Annotated in this window: 19 protein-coding genes; 8 read left to right on the top strand and 11 right to left on the bottom strand. The window is 68.9% G+C overall.

Going from position 1 to position 18847, the window contains the following annotated elements; all coding sequences use genetic code 11:
- Window positions 1-300 (top strand): DNA-3-methyladenine glycosylase (locus A9974_RS00470; RefSeq protein WP_370539556.1); only part of this gene is annotated, 300 nt, incomplete at its 5' end.
- A 273-nt stretch (window positions 301-573) separates the two neighbouring features.
- On the opposite strand, the gene A9974_RS00475 is transcribed toward A9974_RS00470, so the two are convergent.
- The 8 genes from A9974_RS00475 to A9974_RS00510 all read right to left on the bottom strand — a co-directional run bounded on the left by A9974_RS00475 (window position 574) and on the right by A9974_RS00510 (window position 9094).
- Entirely contained in the window at window positions 574-1056 is a 483-nt protein-coding gene (locus tag A9974_RS00475) for a YajQ family cyclic di-GMP-binding protein (RefSeq protein WP_183002237.1), read from the bottom strand.
- 75 nt (window positions 1057-1131) lie between these two features.
- The gene (locus tag A9974_RS00480; protein WP_183002238.1) at window positions 1132-1920 is read right to left on the bottom strand and encodes a heme ABC transporter ATP-binding protein; all 789 of its coding nucleotides are present in this window, start codon (window positions 1918-1920) and stop codon (window positions 1132-1134) included.
- Window positions 1917-2915, bottom strand: coding sequence for an iron ABC transporter permease (locus A9974_RS00485; protein WP_183002239.1), 999 nt, complete (start codon window positions 2913-2915; stop codon window positions 1917-1919). The genes A9974_RS00480 and A9974_RS00485 overlap by 4 nt, the downstream gene beginning before the upstream one ends.
- The gene (locus A9974_RS00490) at window positions 2899-3732 is read right to left on the bottom strand and encodes a hemin ABC transporter substrate-binding protein (protein ID WP_183002240.1); all 834 of its coding nucleotides are present in this window, start codon (window positions 3730-3732) and stop codon (window positions 2899-2901) included. Before A9974_RS00490 ends, A9974_RS00485 begins: the two co-directional genes overlap by 17 nt.
- A 10-nt stretch (window positions 3733-3742) precedes the next feature.
- Window positions 3743-4789, bottom strand: a complete 1047-nt coding sequence (locus tag A9974_RS00495) for a hemin-degrading factor (RefSeq protein WP_183002263.1) — start codon at window positions 4787-4789, stop codon at window positions 3743-3745.
- Window positions 4790-4870: 81 nt separating this feature from the next.
- On the bottom strand, window positions 4871-7483 hold the full coding sequence (locus A9974_RS00500; protein WP_255467941.1) for a TonB-dependent receptor: 2613 nt from the start codon (window positions 7481-7483) through the stop codon (window positions 4871-4873).
- Window positions 7484-7604: 121 nt separating this feature from the next.
- Entirely contained in the window at window positions 7605-8606 is a 1002-nt protein-coding gene (locus A9974_RS00505; RefSeq protein ID WP_183002241.1) for a FecR domain-containing protein, read from the bottom strand.
- Complete coding sequence (locus A9974_RS00510) at window positions 8585-9094, bottom strand: sigma-70 family RNA polymerase sigma factor (protein ID WP_183002242.1); 510 nt, start codon at window positions 9092-9094, stop codon at window positions 8585-8587. The genes A9974_RS00505 and A9974_RS00510 overlap by 22 nt, the downstream gene beginning before the upstream one ends.
- 162 nt (window positions 9095-9256) lie before the next feature.
- On the opposite strand from A9974_RS00510, the gene A9974_RS00515 reads away from it, so the two are divergent.
- Together A9974_RS00515 and A9974_RS00520 are read left to right on the top strand one after the other, a co-directional pair.
- Window positions 9257-9724 carry a CopD family protein gene (locus A9974_RS00515; RefSeq protein WP_183002243.1) on the top strand — a complete coding sequence of 156 codons (468 nt, stop codon included), beginning with the start codon at window positions 9257-9259 and terminating at the stop codon, window positions 9722-9724.
- Window positions 9725-9948: 224 nt separating this feature from the next.
- On the top strand, window positions 9949-10812 hold the full coding sequence (locus A9974_RS00520; RefSeq protein WP_183002244.1) for a hypothetical protein: 864 nt from the start codon (window positions 9949-9951) through the stop codon (window positions 10810-10812).
- A gap of 104 nt (window positions 10813-10916) precedes the next feature.
- Here A9974_RS00520 and A9974_RS00525 read toward each other — a convergent pair whose 3' ends face one another.
- On the bottom strand, window positions 10917-11858 hold the full coding sequence (locus A9974_RS00525; protein ID WP_183002245.1) for a LysR family transcriptional regulator: 942 nt from the start codon (window positions 11856-11858) through the stop codon (window positions 10917-10919).
- Window positions 11859-12016: 158 nt separating this feature from the next.
- Between A9974_RS00525 and A9974_RS00530 the strand changes: the two genes are divergently transcribed.
- From A9974_RS00530 to A9974_RS00545, 4 genes are all read left to right on the top strand, one after another.
- Window positions 12017-13018 carry a tripartite tricarboxylate transporter substrate binding protein gene (locus A9974_RS00530; RefSeq protein ID WP_255467942.1) on the top strand — a complete coding sequence of 334 codons (1002 nt, stop codon included), beginning with the start codon at window positions 12017-12019 and terminating at the stop codon, window positions 13016-13018.
- Window positions 13018-13968: a hypothetical protein gene (locus tag A9974_RS00535; protein ID WP_255467943.1), complete on the top strand. Its 951-nt coding sequence runs from the start codon at window positions 13018-13020 to the stop codon at window positions 13966-13968. Before A9974_RS00530 ends, A9974_RS00535 begins: the two co-directional genes overlap by 1 nt.
- A gap of 134 nt (window positions 13969-14102) precedes the next feature.
- Window positions 14103-14795 carry a YafY family protein gene (locus A9974_RS00540; protein WP_183002248.1) on the top strand — a complete coding sequence of 231 codons (693 nt, stop codon included), beginning with the start codon at window positions 14103-14105 and terminating at the stop codon, window positions 14793-14795.
- A gap of 105 nt (window positions 14796-14900) precedes the next feature.
- Window positions 14901-15335 (top strand): VOC family protein, encoded by a 435-nt coding sequence (locus A9974_RS00545; RefSeq protein ID WP_183002249.1) that lies wholly within the window; start codon window positions 14901-14903, stop codon window positions 15333-15335.
- Here the strand turns inward: A9974_RS00545 and A9974_RS00550 are convergent.
- The gene (locus A9974_RS00550) at window positions 15307-16617 is read right to left on the bottom strand and encodes an SLC13 family permease (RefSeq protein ID WP_183002250.1); all 1311 of its coding nucleotides are present in this window, start codon (window positions 16615-16617) and stop codon (window positions 15307-15309) included. The two genes, A9974_RS00545 and A9974_RS00550, sit on opposite strands and share 29 nt — an antisense overlap.
- Window positions 16618-16723: 106 nt before the next feature.
- On the opposite strand from A9974_RS00550, the gene A9974_RS00555 reads away from it, so the two are divergent.
- On the top strand, window positions 16724-17653 hold the full coding sequence (locus A9974_RS00555) for a LysR substrate-binding domain-containing protein (RefSeq protein ID WP_183002251.1): 930 nt from the start codon (window positions 16724-16726) through the stop codon (window positions 17651-17653).
- On the opposite strand, the gene A9974_RS00560 is transcribed toward A9974_RS00555, so the two are convergent.
- Window positions 17622-18758 carry a pyridoxal-phosphate dependent enzyme gene (locus A9974_RS00560; protein WP_183002252.1) on the bottom strand — a complete coding sequence of 379 codons (1137 nt, stop codon included), beginning with the start codon at window positions 18756-18758 and terminating at the stop codon, window positions 17622-17624. The two genes, A9974_RS00555 and A9974_RS00560, sit on opposite strands and share 32 nt — an antisense overlap.
- Window positions 18759-18847: the final 89 nt, after the last annotated feature.

Raw genomic sequence — 18847 nt, forward strand, 5'->3', positions numbered from 1 at the left:
CTGTCCGCCGTCGCCGCCGCCGCCCAAGCCGACCCCCGCCTCTTCGACCCCACCGACTCCCTCGAGTCCGCCATCACCCGGCTGCGCACGATCCGCGGCATCGGCGAATGGACCGCCCAATACATCGCCCTGCGCCAACTGCGCGAACCCGACGCCTTCCCCGCCTCCGACATCGGCCTGATCCGCGCCCTGGAAAAACTCGAGAACCGCGAATACACCCCCGCCCAACTCCTGGCCCGCGCGCAAGCCTGGCGCCCTTGGCGCGCGTATGCGGCACAGCACTTGTGGGCAGAGTACTAAGGGATATAAATCGCAGGCCTACACAGACATTCCGTCTGGCGCCGCAAGACCGATGCCAAGAACAGGCACCAAAAAGAAAACCACTCACCAATCACGCGCAGCGAATTCCGCAACGACGCAAGACACCACGTATGCCAAAACCGGCTGCCCGCGCAGCCGGTTTTGGCGGGCGACGCAAACCTCTCTCGCCCCCCTCGGTCTAACGATGCCCCATTTCTCGCAAGCCGCTGCCCCGAGGGGCGACCTACGAAGAACAGAACACCGCCAAAAGAATCAATCCCGAAAATTCTCAAACTGCAAAGGCAAATCCACATCCGTCTTCTTAAGCAAGGCAATAGCGGTCTGCAGATCATCCCGCTTCTTACCGCTGATCCTCAACTTATCCCCGTTGATCTGACTCTCGACCTTCAACTTCGCATTCTTGATCGCCGCAATCAGCTTCTTGGCCACAGGCTGCTCGATCCCCTGCTTGATCGTCACCTTCTGCCGCGCCCCGCCCAGATTCTCAAGCGGATCCGCCACATCCAGGCAGCGCACATCAATCCCGCGCGCCGACAAACGCCCGCGCAGGATATCCAGCATCTGCTTCAACTGAAATGCGCTGGAAGCCACTTGCGTCACCACAAAGCCTTCCAGCTCGAACTTGGCATCCGTGCCCTTGAAATCGAAACGCGTGGAAAGCTCGCGGTTCGCCTGGTCGATGGCGTTGGTGAGCTCGTGTTTGTCGACTTCGGAAACGACGTCGAAAGTAGGCATGACAAAAAGTCCCGTCGGTAAAGGAAAGATCCGGCTAACGCCGTTTGCCCCATTTTACCGGCCCCGGCGGCGCCGTCACGTCGTCAACACCAGCAGCCGTTCCGCTTGCAGCGGATGCGCGATCACCTGCGCCTCGATGCCGTAGGCCAGGTACAGATTCGCCGGCGTCAGCACCTCGGCCGGCGTGCCCAGCGCCACCGCCTGGCCGCCGCTCAACAGCAACAGCCGGTCGCACCAGCGCGCCGCCAGATTCATGTCGTGCAGAATCACCAGTACGCCCGTATTGCCTTCGTGCGCCAGCTGCGCCGCGCGGCGCATCAGATCGGCCTGGTGCCTGGGGTCCAGGCTGGCCGTCGGCTCGTCCAGCAATAGATAGCGCGCCTCGCCCGGGGCGCGTCCCGCGCCGCACTGCACCAGCACCCGGGCGAACTGCACTCGCTGCTGCTCACCGCCCGACAGTTCCGGATAACGGCGTCCGTCCAGATGCGTCGCGTCGGCCCAGTCCAGCGCCTGCCGCGCCAGTTCGTCGACCTGGGCCGGCGAGAGCTCTGGAAACGGATACGCCCCCATCGCCACCACCTCGCGCACGCCCAGATCGAATGTCAGCCCGGGCTTTTGCGGTAGCACCGCGCGCTTGCGGGCTTGCTCGCGCGGCGGCATCGCCGTCAGCGAACGGCCGTCCAGCGTCAGGCTGCCGCCATCCGCGGCCAGCTCGGCCGACAAGGCGGAGAGCAGCGTCGACTTGCCGGCCCCGTTACTGCCCAGCAGGCCCACCACCTCGCCGGGCTGGATGCCCAGCGACACCTGGTCCAAAATGCGCGCACCATTGCGCGCCAACGTCACGTTCTCGGCGGCCAGCATCAACCGTGCCTCCGGCCGCGCGCCAGCAGCCACAGAAAGAAAGGACCGCCCACCAGCCCGGTCACCAGCCCGATCGGCAGTTCGGCCGGTATCACCACGATGCGCGCCAGCCAGTCGGCCAGCGTCATCACCAGCCCGCCGCCCAGCAGACACGCCGGCAGCAGCAGCCGGTGGTTGGCGCCCAGCGTCATGCGCACCAGATGCGGCACCACCAGGCCCACGAACACGATCGTGCCGCTGGCGGCCACCAGCGGGCCGACGATCAGCGTACACGCCAGCACCAGCCGGGCCCGCGCCTGTTTCAGCGAATAGCCCAGGTGCTGGGCTTCGCGCTCGCCCAGCAGCAGCGCGTTCATCACGCGCCATTGGCGCATCAGCCAGATCGACAGCGCCAGCACCCACGGCGCCAGGAAAGCCAATAGCTTCCAGCTGGCGCCGGCCAGGCTGCCCATGTTCCAGAACGTCAGGTCACGCAACTGCGCGTCCGACGCCATGAAGGTGAACAGCCCGATCAGGCTGAACGCGATGGCCGTGATGGCCACGCCCGCCAGCAGCAAGCCGGCCACGCCCGGCACGCGCCGGCCCACTGCATAGGCCGCCAGCGTGGCGATCAGGCTGCCGGCGAACGCGCCCGGCGCCGTGTACCAGAAACCGCCGTGCGTCATCACGATGGCGATCACGGCGCCCAGCGACGCGCCCGCCGAAATGCCGATCAGGCCAGGCTCGGCCAGTGGATTGCGGAACAAGGCCTGCAATGCCGCGCCCGAAATTGCCAGGCCGGCGCCCATCACCACCGCCAGCAGTACGCGCGGCAGGCGGATGTCGATCAGCACATTGCGCCACAGCGCCTGTTCCGGCGTGGGCGAGCCCCCCAGCAGCGACGGCAGTTCGCGCAGCGGAATCGGCACCGCGCCGCTGGCGCTGGCCGCCAGCACCGCCAGCACCAGCGCCACAGCCAGCAGCGCCAACGACAGGACCGGATTAGCGCGCCATGACATGCGCGGCCTCTTGCTTGAGCTGCGTCAGCGCCAGCGGCAGGCGCGGACCCAGCCCCAGGATCAGCAGATCATCCATGACGATGATGCGCTGCTTGGCCGCCGCCTGCGTGACGGCAATGCCGGGCAGGCGGGCAAAGCCTTCCAGGCCGCCACTGGCTTGCAGCGATTCACGGGTGACGATGATCAGGTCGGGCGCCAGCGCGCCGATGGCCTCGGGAGACAGGGGTTTGTAGCCCTGCTGCCCGTCCAGCACGTTGGCCAGGCCGGCCAGGTGCATGACCTCGGCGGCGGCCGTGTCGCGTCCGGCGCCCTGCGGCGCGCCATTGCGGTTGATCAGCAGCAGCGCCCGCGCGCGCGTCGCGGGCAAGGCCTCGGCCTTGTCCAGATCGCGCGTAACCTCTGCCACCATCTGCTCGCCCGCGGCGGCCACGCCCAACGCATCGGCCACGGCGCGGATGCGCGCCTTCAGCGAATCCACCGACGGCGCGTCGGGCACGCGCACCACGCGCAAGCCGACCTCGCCCAGGCGCTTGAGCGCCTCGGGCGGGCCCGCCTGCTCGGACGCCAGCACCAGGTCCGGCTTGAGCGCCAGCACGCCCTCGACCGGCACCGCGCGGTAATAGCCGACACGCGGCAGCTTGGTAGCGGCCTCGGGGTACAGGCTGGACTGGTCGTCGCCGACCAGTTTGTCGCCCTGGCCCAGGCCATACACGATTTCCGTGACGCTGCCGCCCAGCGTCACCACCCGCGCCGGCGGCGCCGCCTGCGCGCACGCCACCAGCATCCAGCCCGCCACCACCGCCAACCATGTCTTCATTGCATCGTCCTCAAGCAGCCAGCGGCACGCGGCACAGGCTCATCATCAATTCCCGCCAGGCCGGCAGTTCCGGCTTGCCCGGCTTGCGTTCGCCGAAGAACTGCGCGATCAGGTCGCCCGTGGACGAATACAGCTCCAGGGACGTGACCCAGCCGTCGGAAGTCGGCTTGTTGACCACCCACGCCGATGCAATGGCGGTGGTGTCCAGATGCAGGTTGAACATCGGGTCCAGCACGTTGTACCAGGGCCCCGTGCGGCGCAGCTGCTGCACCGGTCCCGTGTGGATCTGGATCATGCCGCGGTTGCCCACGAAGCACATGATCGACAGGCCGCTTTGGGCCGCCGATTCCAGCATGCGCTCGACCGCGTCCGCCGGCACCGTCTGGGCAAGGTCTTCGCCGGCCGCGGCCAGCGCCGCCAGGCGCGACACCTTGAACTTACGCAGCAGCGGAAAGAATTCGTGGGTGTCCTGCATGCCCAGCCAGGCCTGCCGCCACGCCGCCGCATCGTCGACCTGCGGCGCGTCGGTGGCCTCGGCATAGGGCTGGGTGTCGGGCCAACGCGATTCGCCCGCGAACTTGGCCACCAGCGCGTCGTACGCGGCCGCGTCGGTGGCCTCGGTGCGATAGACCTTATGCACCGCCACGCCCGCGCCGTCGAAGAATTGCAGGCTGTGGCGGCCGTCTTGCTCGACCGCCCAGGCCGATTGCCAGCACGAGAAGAACACGCGCAGATCGATGTCGGGGCCCAGCACCAGGCCCACGGGGCCGCCGGCCTGGATGTCCAGGTAGGCGCCGTGGCGCTCATGCACGCACCAGTCGTTGCGGGTCAGGGCCATCACCGGCCCCAGCGCGCCCAGTTCGCGGAAGATCGCCTGCGGCTGGCCATGGAGCTCGGTGGCCTTCACGCCGGCACAGCCGGCGGCCACCCATTCGGCTTCGGACACGCCCAGTTCCTGTGCCAGGTTGCGGGCGCGCAGGCCGGGCTTGGCTGCCGCCAGGGTTTCGTTGCGGGCGCGCAGCTCGGCGGCGCGGGTGTCGAAGTCGGTTTGATTCAGGTTGTCGCTCATTACAGGCTCTCCGGCCGGAATGGAAATTCGAAACTGCCGCCGCTGACGCGCAGCGGCGGCAGCGCGGGGTCAGTATTGATACGTCAGTGAGACGCGCAGGCTGCGTCCCGGTTCCGTGTACCAGTCCACCGGCCGCGGCAAGGCCGTGGCGCCTGCGGTGGGCACGTTGATCGCTTCCCAGTACTTCTTGTCGAACAGATTGAACACGCCGGCCTGCACCTGCAGGCCCTTGATCTGCGCCGGACGCCAGTAGCCCATCAGGTCCACGACACCATAACCCGGCGCCTGGAAGTCGCGGTTGGGCGTGGTGGCGCCCGCCTCGGGGTATTCGACCTTGTTGCGGCGCAGGGCGGTGGTCAGCATGGCGTCCACGCCCCAGACGTCGCGGCCGTAGCCCACGCCCAGCACAGCCTTCAGCGGCGCCACCGAATTCAGGTACTGGCCCGTGCCTTCGTCCTTGCCCACGGCCCACGCCAGCGAGCCCCAGGTGCGCCAGCCCGGCGAGAACTTCCAGTGCGCACTGGCCTCGGCGCCATAGATGCGCACCTTGGCGCGGTTGACATTGCCGGTCACGCCCAGCGGATACTGGCCGGCCCAGCCCGGCTGCCATTGCGGCGACCCAGCATCCAGCGGCACATTGCTGTCGATGAAGTTCTGGTAGCGGTTATCGAAGAACGACAAGGCGCCGCCCAGCGCGTCGGAACCCAGCTTGGCGCCCAGTTCCCAGCCCTTGCTGGTTTCCGGCTTCAGGTAGGGATTGCCGACCCGCAGGTAGGTGCCCGGGCCGCCATAGTTGGTGTAGAGCTGCGTCGGGCTGGGTGCCTTGAAGCCGTAGGCGTACTGCGCGTACAGGCTCAGTTCCTCGGACGCCTTCCAGGTGGTCAGCAGCTTGGGCGAGAAGCGCCCGCCGCTGTTGGCCGACGGCAAGGCGCCGGCGTTGCGATTGTTGGCGTAGCTGTCGGTGGATTGCGGCTTTTGCTCGTAGTGGTCGTAGCGCAGCGCCGGCATCACCGTGTAGCGGCCCTCGGCGAAGCTGAACTCGTCCTGCGCCCACAGCGCCCATTGGCTGCCCTTGGACTGCGGTACGTCGGCCTGGTTGGTGTGCAGCATGTCGCACGCGCGCGGGCCGAACGGCGCCGGCGTGCCTGGGCGCACGACGGGGCAGTTGTCGTAGCCGCTGGAATTCTGCTCGGTCTTGTTGCCGAACCACTCGCCGCCCACCGTCCACAACTGCGACACCGAGTCGCCCGCCAGGCGCTTGGTCAGCTCGGCGTTGGCGCCGAACATGGTCTGGCGGATGGAATTATTGCGGCCGTAGGCGCCGTTGGGAAAGCCGTAGCGGAACGGATCGCCAGGGATGATGTTGGCGCGCGCGTCGCGGCTGCGTTCGCCGTCCAGCGCGCTGTCCAGCTGCATGCGCTGCCAATAGACCACGGCGGTGGCGCTGTCGATCAGGCCACCGGTGCCGGGCGCCTTGTAGGAATAGTCGAACGACACGCGCTCGCGCTCGGTTTCCTTCCGGGTGGTGTTTTCGCCGATCAGGTAGCTGGTGCCCGGGCCTTGCTCGAACATGCTGTCCTGGGTGGCGTTGCGTTTGAAGTATTCGCCCGTCAAACTGAAACGGTGGCCGCCTTCGACGCGTTGCTGCAGCTTCAGCAGAAAGCTGCGCTGGTCGTAGTTTTCGGGCGTGGGTTCGGTGCGGCGCGGACCGTAGCCGCCGATATCGCCGCGGTTGTCCAGCGCGTGGCCGTTGCGCAGGCCCGCCTGTACCAGCCAGAAGGTGTTGCTGTGGATCTGGCCGGCCAGCGCGGCGTTGGCGCCCCAGCTGCTGTCGGCGGTGTCGTAGTCGGTCTTGGCCAGCGCGCCGAAGGTCTTGCCGTCGGTCAGCAGGTCGGACGGATCCAGCGTATGCAAATCAGCCATGCCAGAGATGGCGCCCGAGCCGCCCGACGTGGCGTCGGCGCCGCGCACGATGTCCAGGCGCGACAGCGAATTGAAATCCACCGATTCCAGGCCGCCCTTCACGCCGCGCGCGCCGTCGTCCAGCCACGGCAGGCGGATGCCGTCCACGCGGGTCAGCACGCGGTCCTGGTCCAGGCCGCGGATGTTGATGCTGTTGTTCTGGCGGTTGAAGCTCACGCCGGGTTCGGCGCGCTTGCCCAGGTCGCTCCAGTTCTTGATCTGCAGGTCGTCCATGCGCTTGCGGTCGGTGCGCGTTTCCCAGGCGGGCGTGGCGACGGCGCCTTCGCCTTCGACGGTGACCGGCGACAACTGCGTGACCCCGGCCTGCGGCGCTGCCTGCAGCACGAACACGCCCGGGCTGCGCTCCAGCACGGCCAGGCCGCTGCCGGCCAGCAGGCGGGCAAAGCCGTCTGCCACGGCGTATTCGCCGTTCAGCCCCGCGCCGCGCCGCTGGCCCACCAAGGCCGCATCGAACAGCACCGTGACACCCGCGTTGTCGGCGAAGCGCGACAGGTTGTCGGCCAGCAGACCCGCAGGGATGCGGTAGCTGCGCGCCGCGTTCTGCGCCGCCTGCGCCTGCGCGGCGGCGGCCGGCCACAGCGCGGCCGCGGGCGCGGCCAACGCGGTGGCGATGCGCAATGCCAGCGCCAGGCGGGTCAGGCGGCTGTGCGCGTCTCGGTGGGGTAAGCCGCTAGCGCGGCCGGCAGGTAGGTAAGCCATGGTCGTCCTTTCGATCCAACGGGTATCGGCATTCGTGTGCCTCTACTGACCATGACCCTCGACCATCGCGGATCGGACAGCGCATCCTCGTCTTTTTTGTAACAGCGGAAAATCCGCGCGTTCAGGCCTGGCCTTCGCGCGGCGCGATCGTCACCCAATATGCGCTGCGATAGCGCACCCGCACCGGCAAGGTCGACGGCAGCGCCGCCAGCACCGCGTCGGTGTCCTGCAATTGGAAGGCGCCCGAAATCCGCAGCCCGGCCACCGCCGGGTCGCAGCGCAGGATGCCGGCCCGATAGCGGCCCAGCTCGGCCGCGAAGGCGTCCAGGCGCAAGGCGCTGGCGTGCAGCACGCCGCGGGTCCAGTCGGCCGCGTGCGGGTCGGCGGGTTCGGCTAGCGGCGGCGCGTCATCGGTCAGCAACGCCTGCTCGCCGGCCGCCAGCGCCACCGCGGCGCCGCGGCGGCGCAGACTGACCTGCCCTTCCTGCACGCTGACGCGGCAGGCCTGTCCATCCTGGCGCACGCAAAACCTTGCCGCCTGCGCATCGATATCGCCCTGCCGGGTCCGCACCACGAAAGGCCGCGGATGCGCCCCCCCCTCGGCCACCGCATGCACGGCGATCTCGCCAGCGCGCAGGCGCACCAGCCGCAGCTTGGCATCGAACAGCACGTCGACCGCGCTGGCGGTATTCAGGCGCAACGACGAGCCGTCGGCCAGTGCCACCTGGCGCTGCTCGCCAGTCGCGCTGCGGTAGTCCGCGGTCCATTCCCGCGGACTGGCGCGCCAGGCGGCCCAGCCGACCGGCCCCGCCACGATCAGCGCGGCCAGCGTCTTCAAGGCGCGGCGCCGGTCGCCCGATTCCGGCCGGTTCAGCGTTGCCATGCCCAGGGCAGACGGGATCAGGCCGAAACGCTGGTTCACGCGCTGCGCCCGCTGCCAGGCGTGTTCGTGCTCGGCACGGCTGGCGCGCCATTGCTCGCAGGCATGGATATCGGCGTCGGTGGCGCGGTCCGAACTCAGGCGCAACAGCCAGCGCGCGGCCTCGCGCGCCACCTTGCGTTCCACGGCGGGCAGCTCTCCCGCCACGCCCCACGCCGCGCTCACATCACCGCCATGATGCATTGTTCGTATCCCTTGGCGATGTAGCGATGCACCGAGCGCAGCGACACATTCAAGCGCACGGCGATCTCGCCATGGCTCAGCCCTTCCAGTTGCGCCATCAGGAACGCCTGCCGCGCCGGCAGCGCCAGTCCGGCCAGCATCTCGTCGATTTCCTGCAAGGCTTCCAGGATCAGCAGGCGCTGCTCGGGCGACGGCGCCACCGCCTCGGGCGCCAGGGCCAGGGCTTCCAGGTAGGCCTGCTCCAGCGAGCGGCGCCGGTGCAGATTCAGCACCAGGCGCTTGGCGATCGTGGTCAGGTAGGCGCGCGGTTCGCGCAGCGCGTCCAATTCATGGCGGTGGCGCAAGAGGCGCAGGAAGGTGTCCTGCGCCAGGTCGGCGGCGTCGAACGAATTGCCCAGCTTGGCCCGCAGCCAGTTGTGCAGCCATCCATGGTGCGCGCGGTACAGCAGATGGACAGCGTCGCCAGGGGCAAGCGCAAGGTCGGACACGGCGGACTCCAGAACAATCTTGATTACAAATAACAATCAATCTCATTCTAAATGCAAAACCATGATGCAGGTCAAGCCATCCCTGCGCGGCGCAGGCAGCGATATGATGGGGACAGATTCGACCGCGGCACCCGCGGCGCTCCCCTGCCCAGGCCAACCACCATGCTCTACAGCGTCTTGAAACTCGTCCACCTGCTGGCCGTCATCCTGTGGGTGGGCGGTATGCTGTTTGCCCACTGTTTCCTGCGGCCGGCGGCCGCGCAGCTGGAACCGCCGCAACGCCTGCGCCTGATGGCCGCGGTGCTGGGCCCGTTCCTGAACGCCGTGCTGGCCGCGATCGTGCTGATCCTGGCGACCGGCGCGGCCATGATCGGCCAGGAGGCCAGCCAGGCCGTGCAGACCGGCGGCGCCTTCTTCATGCCGCGCAGCTGGACGCTGATGGCTTCGGGCGGGCTGGTGATGACGGCGATCTATGCCTATATTCGCGCCCTGCTGTACCCGCAATTGCGCGCGGCGGTGGCGGCCTCGGACTGGCCGGCGGGCGGCCGGGCCATGGCAGGCATCCGCCGCTGGGTGGGCATCAACCTGGTGCTGGGGTTGCTGATTGTCGTGGCGGTCTTCCTGGCTTGAGCCGGGCCCGCCCGCATCGTTCAGCCTGAACCGCGTCCCACCGGCCGCCAGCAAGCCGGCGTAGCCGGGAAAACGCGGATCAGTCTAGGACAACATCGCGGCTAAGCTATCGGACAAGCACGACCGTCCATCGGATTTCTTGGGTTCCGTGCAATACGCTGTACATCCGGCGTGGCCACACTGGACCGGACTCTCGCGGGTCTGACAACATAAAAGGAAAATCGATGATCAAACGCGTCATGCAACTGGCCGCCCTGGGCCTGTCCACCGCAACCGTCACCGCCGCCTTCGCCGCCGCGCCCATCGACAACAGCGCGCTGGAACAACCCGGCTTTCGTGAACACAAGACCACCTACGGCCTGGTGTATCGCCTGCCCAAGGAAGTCAACGCCGTGCTGGACGCCAAGGTGTACAGCGTCCTCAAGCCGGACCTGGTGGCGCTGGGCCTGAAGACCGAGGCCGAGACGCCCAACATTCCCCACGTCACCGTGGTCCACATCCACAACGCCGACCCGGCCACGCCGGCCCGCATGCTGAAGGCCCTGCCCAAGCCGCCGGCGCCGCTGGCCATCACGCTCAAGAATTTCTACCCGACGGAAGCCGCCAAGGGCGCGGGCCACCCGTGGTGGCTGGACCTGGGCGTGGTCAAGACCGGCGCGGGCTATGAAGCCATGATGGCCTACAACACCGTCGCCACCACCGCCCTGGCGCCGCTGCGCGACGGTCCGCTGCCGCGCGTCACCGGCCCGGTCTACGCCAAGATGGCCGATGCCGGCCGCGAACTGGTCAGGACCATGGGCGTGAGCGGCGTGAACGTGGTCAAGGATGGCAAGGAAGTCCGCGCCCACAACCCGCACAACACGCTGGTCTACAGTATGGCGCTGTACGACGAACGCCTGGCCAATGCCATGAAGGTGGAAGCGGACAAGTTCAACGCCGCGCTGCCCGACGGCATCGAAACGACCTTCAAGGACGTGTCTATCGTCGAACTCGGTTTCGCCGGCAACGTGACGCGCGAGATCTATCGCATCAGCCTGGAAGACGGCTCGGTCACCGACGTGGCCACGGGCAAGGCCGTCAGCCGCTGAGGCGGCCGCCGCGACCCCGCCTCGCGGGGCCGTGGCAGAGCGGCCCGGCGGCAGGCGCGGCCCCTTCGGGGGCCGTCCGCGCCACCGGGGCCGCGGCGGACGGCTCAGTCCTCGGACAGCCGCTCGCGCATTACCTCTCGCACCTGGCCGCGCAGCCACGCCTGCAACGGCGAAGCGTGCTGGCGGCGCGCCCACACCATCGCCAGTTCCATCCTGCGCAGCCGTGCCGGCATCTCCAGCATCGCCAGCGGAAAGTGGCGGCAGTGCACCCGCGCCACGCTGGCCGGCATGGTGGTGGCGTAGTCGGTGTCCACCAGCACGTACGGCGCCACGCCAAAACCGGACAGGTAGGCCGAGAACGCCATGCGCGCCGCGCCGGGCTTGAGCAGCCGGTCGAAGGTGGTCACGCGGCCATACATCTGCTCGAACGCGAACCACTTGATTTCGCCCAGGTCGGCCAGCGTCAACGCGCCGCGGCCCGCCCACGGATGCCGCGCCGACAGCACGCACACGCGGCGGTCCGTATGCAGCGCATCGCGGTGAAACCGCGCCGGCACCTTGCCGAACAGGCCAATGGCGATGTGCAGGCGTTCGGCCTCCAGGTCGTCGGGCGCCAGGTCGCCATGCAGCGACTGGAAGCGCAGCGTGACGCCGGGCGCCGCGCGGTGCAGCCGTTCGATCAGCGGCGCGGCCAGCAGGATCTCGCTGTGCGCGCCAGTGCCGATGTTGACGACGCCCTCGGCGCGCGCCGGGTCGAAAGCTTCGGGCGGACGCAAGGCCGCTTCGATCTGCGCCAGCGCGTCGTGGACCGCGGCATGCAGTTCCAGCGCCCGCTCCGTCGGCACGAAGCGGCCCTTCACCACCACCAGCAACGGATCTTCCAGCCGCAGCCGCAGGCGCGCCAGGTCGCGGCTGATGGCCGGCTGGGTCTTGTGCAGCACGCCGGAACTGGCCGTGGCGCTGCGCGTGCGCATCAGCACGTCGAAGGTCAGCAGCAGATTCATGTCGAGCCTGCGCAGATAGGGCAATGGAGCGGTATCGGTCATGCCGTCATGCTATGCCTTTCGTGAATGCCTTGATAGATCCATATCAAATATGGCATGACGTGCTTGCGCCGGCGGCATTGGGCAAGCGGCGCGGCCTTGGCTACAGTCCGCGGGCAGACCGGGCGCATCGACCCGGCCGCGCCGCTATGGAGACATGCATGGCCCCCCACTCTTACCGCCGCCGCTTGCCGGCCCTGGCCCGCTGGGCCGGCAGCGCCGTGCTGGCGCTGGCCGCCGCCCTGCCGCTGGCCGCCCGCGCCGCCGACTTCCCCACCCGCCCGATCACCCTGGTAGTGCCGTTTCCCGCCGGCGGCACGCCCGACATCCTGGCCCGCCTGCTGGGCGACAGCATCGCCAAGCGCCTGGGCCAGCCCCTGATCGTGGAGAACCGCGCGGGCGCCGGCGGCAACATCGGCGCGCAGGCGGTGGCCCGCGCCGCGCCCGACGGCCAGACGCTGCTGATGTGCGCCTTCGGCTGCACCGTGGCGCCGTCGCTGTACCAGCCCGCGCCCTACGACATCGTCAAGGACTTCGCGCCCGTCGCCATGATCGGCACGGTGCCCAGCGTGCTGGTGGTCAACCCCAAGGTACCGGCGGACACGCTGCAGGCCCTGCTGGCCTACGCCCGCGCCCACCCCGGCAAGCTCAATTCGGCCTCGTCCGGCATTGGCGGCTCGGCCCACCTGGCCACCGAACTGCTCAAGCAGCGCGCCGGCATCGACCTGGCGCACATCCCGTACAAGGGCGCCGGCCAGGTCGCGGCCGACCTGCTGGGCGGACAGGTCGACATGTATTTCGACAACCTGCCCGCGTCGCTGGCCAACATCCGTGCCGGCAAGCTGCGCGCCCTGGCCGTGGCCAGCGCCGCACGCGCGCCGGCCATTCCCGACGTGCCCACCTTCGCCGAAGCGGGCGTGCCCGACTTCCTGATCACGCCCTGGTTCGGCGTGATGGCGCCGGCCGCCACGCCCGCGCCGGTGCTGGACACGCTGCACGACGCCTTCGACCAGGCGCTGAAATCGCCCGAGGTGGCGGCCAAGATGCGCGAACTGGGCGTGGAGACCGCCTCAGGCTCGCGCGCCGACCTGGGCCGGTTCGTCGCCGCCGAGACCGTGAAATGGCGCGGCGTCATCGAGGCCAACCACATCAAGGCCGAATGATGGCGGAGGTCATTGCCGCCCTCCCTCCCATCCGCCTGCGGGACATGGGCGCGTTCCACATCGGCGGCCGCGACATCACGCTGGCCGGCCTGCCGCAGCGCGAACTGGTCATGGCCGAAGGCGGCCAGCCGGTGCAGCTGGACCCCAACGGCACCTACCGGGTCGAACAGATGTACGCCCAGTACTTCCTGGCCGACCCGGCCAGCGGGCGCCCGCCCGTGGCGTTCTGGCATGGCGGCGGCATGACCGGCGCGGCCTGGGAAACCACACCCGACGGCCGCCAAGGCTGGCTGCACTACTTCCTGCGGCGTGGCTGGGACACTTACCTGTGCGACGCGGTGGAACGCGGCCGCGCCGGCGCCGCCCCGCAAGTCTGGCCCGAGGCGCCCGTGGTGCAGGCGCGGGAAGACTGCTACACCCGTTTTCGCATCGGCCGTCCGGGCACCCGGCCCGGCCCCGGCAGCGCCTATCCGGACACGCAATTTCCGCTGGAATCGTTTCCGCAACTGGCCGCGCAGATGGTGCCGCGCTGGGTCCATACCGACGCCGCCATCGTGCGCGCCTACCTGGAATTCCTGGATCGCATTGGCCCGGCCGTGGTGGTATGCCATTCGCAGGCCGGCGTGTTCGGCATCCGCGCCGCGCACGCCCGGCCGGCCGGCGTGCGCGCGCTGGTGGCGCTGGAGCCGGCCAGCATCCCCGAGCTGGACGCGGACGCCCGGTACGACACGCCCACCCTGATCGTCATGGGCGACCATATGGACACCGACCCGCGCTGGCCGCGCATGCGCCAGCGGGCGCGGGACTTTGCCGCCCGCCATCCCTGCGTCACGCTGCTGTCGCTGCCGGACCTGGGCATCCACGGCAATTCCCACATGCTGATGATGGACCGCAACAGCCTGGACATCGCCGGACGGGTGCATGACTGGCTGACCGCGTTGCCGGGCTGAAACCGGCAAGGCCGCCGCCCGCCACAGCGGCGGCGGGCGATCCTGCGGCGGGCGATCCCGCGGCGGGCGCTCCCGCTTCCTCCTGCTGCCATTCCGTGGCAGCATTACATCCGCCCCGCACCACCGCCCCGCCCATGTCCCGCGCCGAACGACTCCTGGATCTGCTGCAGACCCTGCGCTGCCACCGCCTGCCGGTCAGCGGCCACCGCCTGGCCGCCGACCTGGGCATCAGCCTGCGCACGCTGTACCGCGACATCGCCACGCTGCAGGCCCAGGGCGCCGAAATCGAAGGCGAACCGGGCGTGGGCTACGTGCTGCGCCCCGGCTTCATGCTGCCGCCGCTGATGTTCAGCACCGAGGAAATCGAGGCCCTGGTGCTGGGCACCCGCTGGGTGGCCGACCGTTCGGACCCGCGCCTGGGCCAGGCCGCCGGCAACGCGCTGGCCAAGATCAGCGCCGTGCTGCCGCAAGAACTGCGCGACGAGCTGGACGCCATCCCGCTGCTGGTCGGCCCCAGTTCCTGGGCGGTGGTCGACCGGGTCGACCTGTCCCTGATCCGCCAGGCGATCCGCGCCGAACAGAAAATCGCCATCACCTACCGCGACGACAAAGGCGCCGATTCCGAACGCGTGATCTGGCCCTTCGCGCTGGGCTTTTTCGACAGTGTGCGCATCGTCATGGCCTGGTGCGAGCTGCGCCAGGACTACCGCCACTTCCGCACCGACCGCATCGCCACGCTGGACCCCGGGCCGCGCTACCCGCGCCGCCGCCACGCCCTGCTCAAGGAATGGCGCGCCATCAACGCCGTCAAGCGCGACGGCTGCTGACGCGGCGTTCACCCGCCGCGAGTGCGACATGCAGGCGTTCGACTACTGACAAAATCTGACAGCATACCTTTCTAAGATGAGCGCTCACCCAACCAGGAGCGCATCATGTCCGCCAAGCATTTCGTCATTTTCTACGTCGACAAGCCCGAGGCCAGCGCCGCGTTCTACAGTGCCCTGCTGAACCGCCCGCCCGTCGAAAGCTCGCCCACCTTCGCCCTGTTCGCGCTGGACGCCGGCCTGATGCTGGGCCTGTGGTCGCGCCATACCGTCGAACCGGCCGCAGCCGGCCGCGGCGGCTGCACCGAACTGGCGTTCACCGTGCCCGACCCCGACGCCCTCAACCAACGCCACATCGACTGGAGCCTGCGCGGCCTGCCCATCCTGCAAGCCCCCACCAACATGGACTTCGGCCGCACCTTCGTCGCATTGGACCCCGACGGCCACCGCCTGCGCGTGTTCGCCCCGGCGCCCGAACCAGCCCAGGCCGAAGCCAAGGCAGAGGCCGACCTCATCACGATCCCAGCATTCCGAGGAGCCTGAACCATAGGTAGTCCAACGGTACCAACACCACGAACGACACCAGCGCCGTCACCAGGCTCAGCGCCAGGCCGCTGCGCGCCGGTACCTGGCCCATGCCCATCGCCACCACGATGGGCGAGGCCTGGTACGGCATGATGACGGTGGCGTAGCCGGCTACCTGCGCCATCAGCACCGTCATCAACGGAAAGCCCGAGGCCTGCGCCAGCGTCTCGGCCAGCGGCGTGTACAGGGCCGGCACGCCGTTGGCCGTCACCACGAAATTCAGCGCGGCCGACAGGCCCACCAGCGAAAAAAAGCTCTGCATCGGCGCCTCGGGCGACAGGGGCAGCCAAGCCAGCAACGCGCGCCCGATGATGCCGCCCAGCCCGCTGTCGGCCACCATCGCGGCCAGGCCCAGGATGCCCGCCACATAAATCGCGGTACGGAAATTCACCTCTTTGCCGAACTGCTCGCCGCTGACAAACCCCACCTTGGGCAGCAGGCAGACGCACGCCGACGCCAGCCCGATCCAGGCCGGCGACACCCCATGCCAGCCATCCGTCACCCAGCCCAGCAGGGTCAGCGCCAGCAACACCGCCAGGCGCTTCTCGGCGCCCGACACTGGCTGCGGGGCCGGCGCCGGCGCGGCCGGCTGCGGCGTGTCACGAAACATCCAGGCGATACAGGCCACCAGCACCACGCCCTTCAGAATGCCCAGCACCGGCGCATGCAGCCACAAGTACGGCAGATAGCCCAGTTGCAGCCCGTAGCTGGATTCAATGCTGCCCGCCATCACCAGGTTGGGCACATTGGCCGGCAGGATCGAGGTCGACAGCTGGAAGGTGCCAAAGCCCACCGCCAACGCCAGCCCGATGCGGCCACGGCGGCCCGGCGCCAGTCCGATCTGGTCGGCAACGGCCAGCACGATCGGCATCAGCAAGGCGATGCGGCCCATGTTCGACGGCATCACGAAGGCCAGCAGATAGGTCAGCGTCACCACGCCCGCCACCACTTTCGGATACGAGCCCGACAGGCGCCGCGACAGCGCGCCGGCCATGCGGTCGGCCAGACCCGTGTATTTCAGGGCCAGGCCCAGCACGTAGCCACTCAGCACCAGCCAGAACGCCGCCGACGAAAACCCCGAGAAAATCACCTCGCGCGGCGCCACGGCCAGGATGGTCGCGGCACTGAAGAACAGCAGCGCCGTCAGGTATTCGGGCAGGCGCGAAAAGGCCCACAGCGCAATCGTCATGGCCGTGAGCAGCGCGGGTAGAATCGGAAAACTGGAGGCAACAAGATGCATGGGCAACCCACGGCAAGAACTCGGATCGGCGCAGTGTACGGACCCTGTCCACCGCTGAAAATGCGCGATTCGCATAGGCTGCCTCTACGCGCCGCGTAGGCTCCTCATGCGCGTCGACCTGACCGACCTGGCGCTGTTCCTGCACGTGGTGCAGGCGGGCAGCATCACCCACGGCGCGGCCCGCGCCAACCTGGCGCTGGCCGCGGCCAGCGCCCGCATCCGCAACCTCGAAGCCTCGCTCGGCGCGCCGCTGCTCGAACGCCGCCGCCAGGGCGTCATCCCCACCCCGGCAGGGCAAAAGCTGGCGGCCCATGCCCGCGTCATGCTGGCCCAGGCCGACCGGCTGCGTGACGACCTGGCCGGCTTTTCCGGCGAATTCGGCGGCTCGGTGCGCATGCTGTCCAACACCAACGCCCTGACCGCCTTCCTGCCCGAAGCGCTCAGCGGCTTCCTGGCGGCACATCCGCGCATCAACGTCGAATTGCAGGAAATGCTCAGCGACGAAATCGTCGAATGCATCGCCGACGGCTCGGCCGACATCGGCATCGTGGCCGGCACGGTCGATACCGGCGCGCTGGAAACCTATGCCTACCGCTCCGACCGCTTCGTGCTGATCGTGCCCGCCCGGCATGCGCTGGCCAGTGCGAATGAAGTCGCGTTCCGCGACGTGCTCGACGAAGACTTCATCGGCCTGGACCGCAGTAGCGCGCTGCAACGCTTTCTGGCGCGCCAGGCGCTGGTGGCGGGCAAGCCCATCAAGCTGCGGGTGCAGTTGCGCAGCTTCGACGCGATGTGCCGGCTGGTCGAAGCCGGCGTCGGCGTGGGCATCGTGCCCGAGACCACGGCGCACAGCATGCGCCGCTTGCTCAAGGTGGTGCCGGTGGCGCTGTCCGACGCCTGGGCCTCGCGCGAACTGCTGGTGTGCGTGCAGTCGCGCCAGGCGCTCAATGCGCGCGCCCGGCGCCTGCTCGATCACCTGCTGGCGGACACGGGCGCGGCGCCCTTCATGCCGGATCCGAGTACAGATCCGTCATGAACTGCGTGGCCTTCACGCCGGTGCCGGTCAGCAGCACCACGGTGCGCTCGGCCGGGTGGATCGCGCCGCGCGCCTGCAACACGTCCAGCGCGGCCGCGGCCGTGGCACTGGTGGGCTCGGCGTAAAGCCCCATGGCCGCCAGCTTGCGCACGGCGGCAATGATGTCCGCTTCCGGTACCGCCACGGTCTGGCCGCCGCTGGCGCGGATGGCCTGCAGCACTTCGCGCAGGCGCACCGGCCGCTTGATGGCCGTGCCTTCGGCCACCGTGGGCAGCGCCTCGCGCGGCACCAGGGTGTCGACCCCCGCCTGGAAACTGGCATCCACCGGCGAGCAATGCAGCGGCTGCGCCACGAACAGGCGCGGCAGGCGCCGGATCTGGCCGGCCGCCAGCAGCTCGGCAAAGCCGATGGCGCAACCCAGCACATTGCTGCCCGCGCCCGCCGGAATCACGATGTTGTCCGGCGCCTCGAAACCGAAGTCTTCCCACATCTCGTAGGCGATGGACTTGGTGCCTTGCAGAAAGAACGGCTGCCAGTTGTGGCTGGCGTAGAAGATCTCGGCGGATGCGCGGATGGCTTCGGTTTCCGAGTTTTCGCGCGGGCCTTCCACCAGCCGCACGTCCGCGCCGAACGCGCGGATCTGCGCGACCTTGGCGCTGGAGGTGTAGGCCGGCGCGAAGATGGTGACGCCCATGCCCGCGGCCGCGCCGAACGCGGCAATGGCGGCGCCGCCGTTGCCGGAACTATCTTCCGCGATGGCCGGCACGCCGATCTGACGCAGCCACGACAGCATCACGGCAGCGCCGCGGTCCTTGAAGCTGCAGGTCGGGTTGAACCATTCCAGCTTGAAATGCGGACGCAAGCCGCCCCAGGCGCGCTCCACCATCGGCGTGCAGCCCTCGCCCATGGATACCGGCTGTGGCACGTCGCGCGGCAGTGCGGCGCGGTAACGCCAGAGCGAGCGGTCGCCCCGGTCGATATCATCGCGCGAAATACCCGGCAGCGGCGAAATCATCAGCGGCGTGCGGGCATCGGAACACCAGCGTGCTTCGTCCAGCGCATAGCGCGCGCCGGTGACGGGGTCGAAATAACAGGGCTCGGACATGGCGGCAATCACGGCAAGTAAAAAGGAGACCGCCGCAGTCTAGGTCCGTCGGCGCGGCCGGCGTTGCAATATCATGTTGCGATAACTGC

Origin of the sequence: Achromobacter sp. UMC71 (assembly GCF_014170305.1) — a bacterium.
GTDB lineage: Bacteria > Pseudomonadota > Gammaproteobacteria > Burkholderiales > Burkholderiaceae_B > Achromobacter.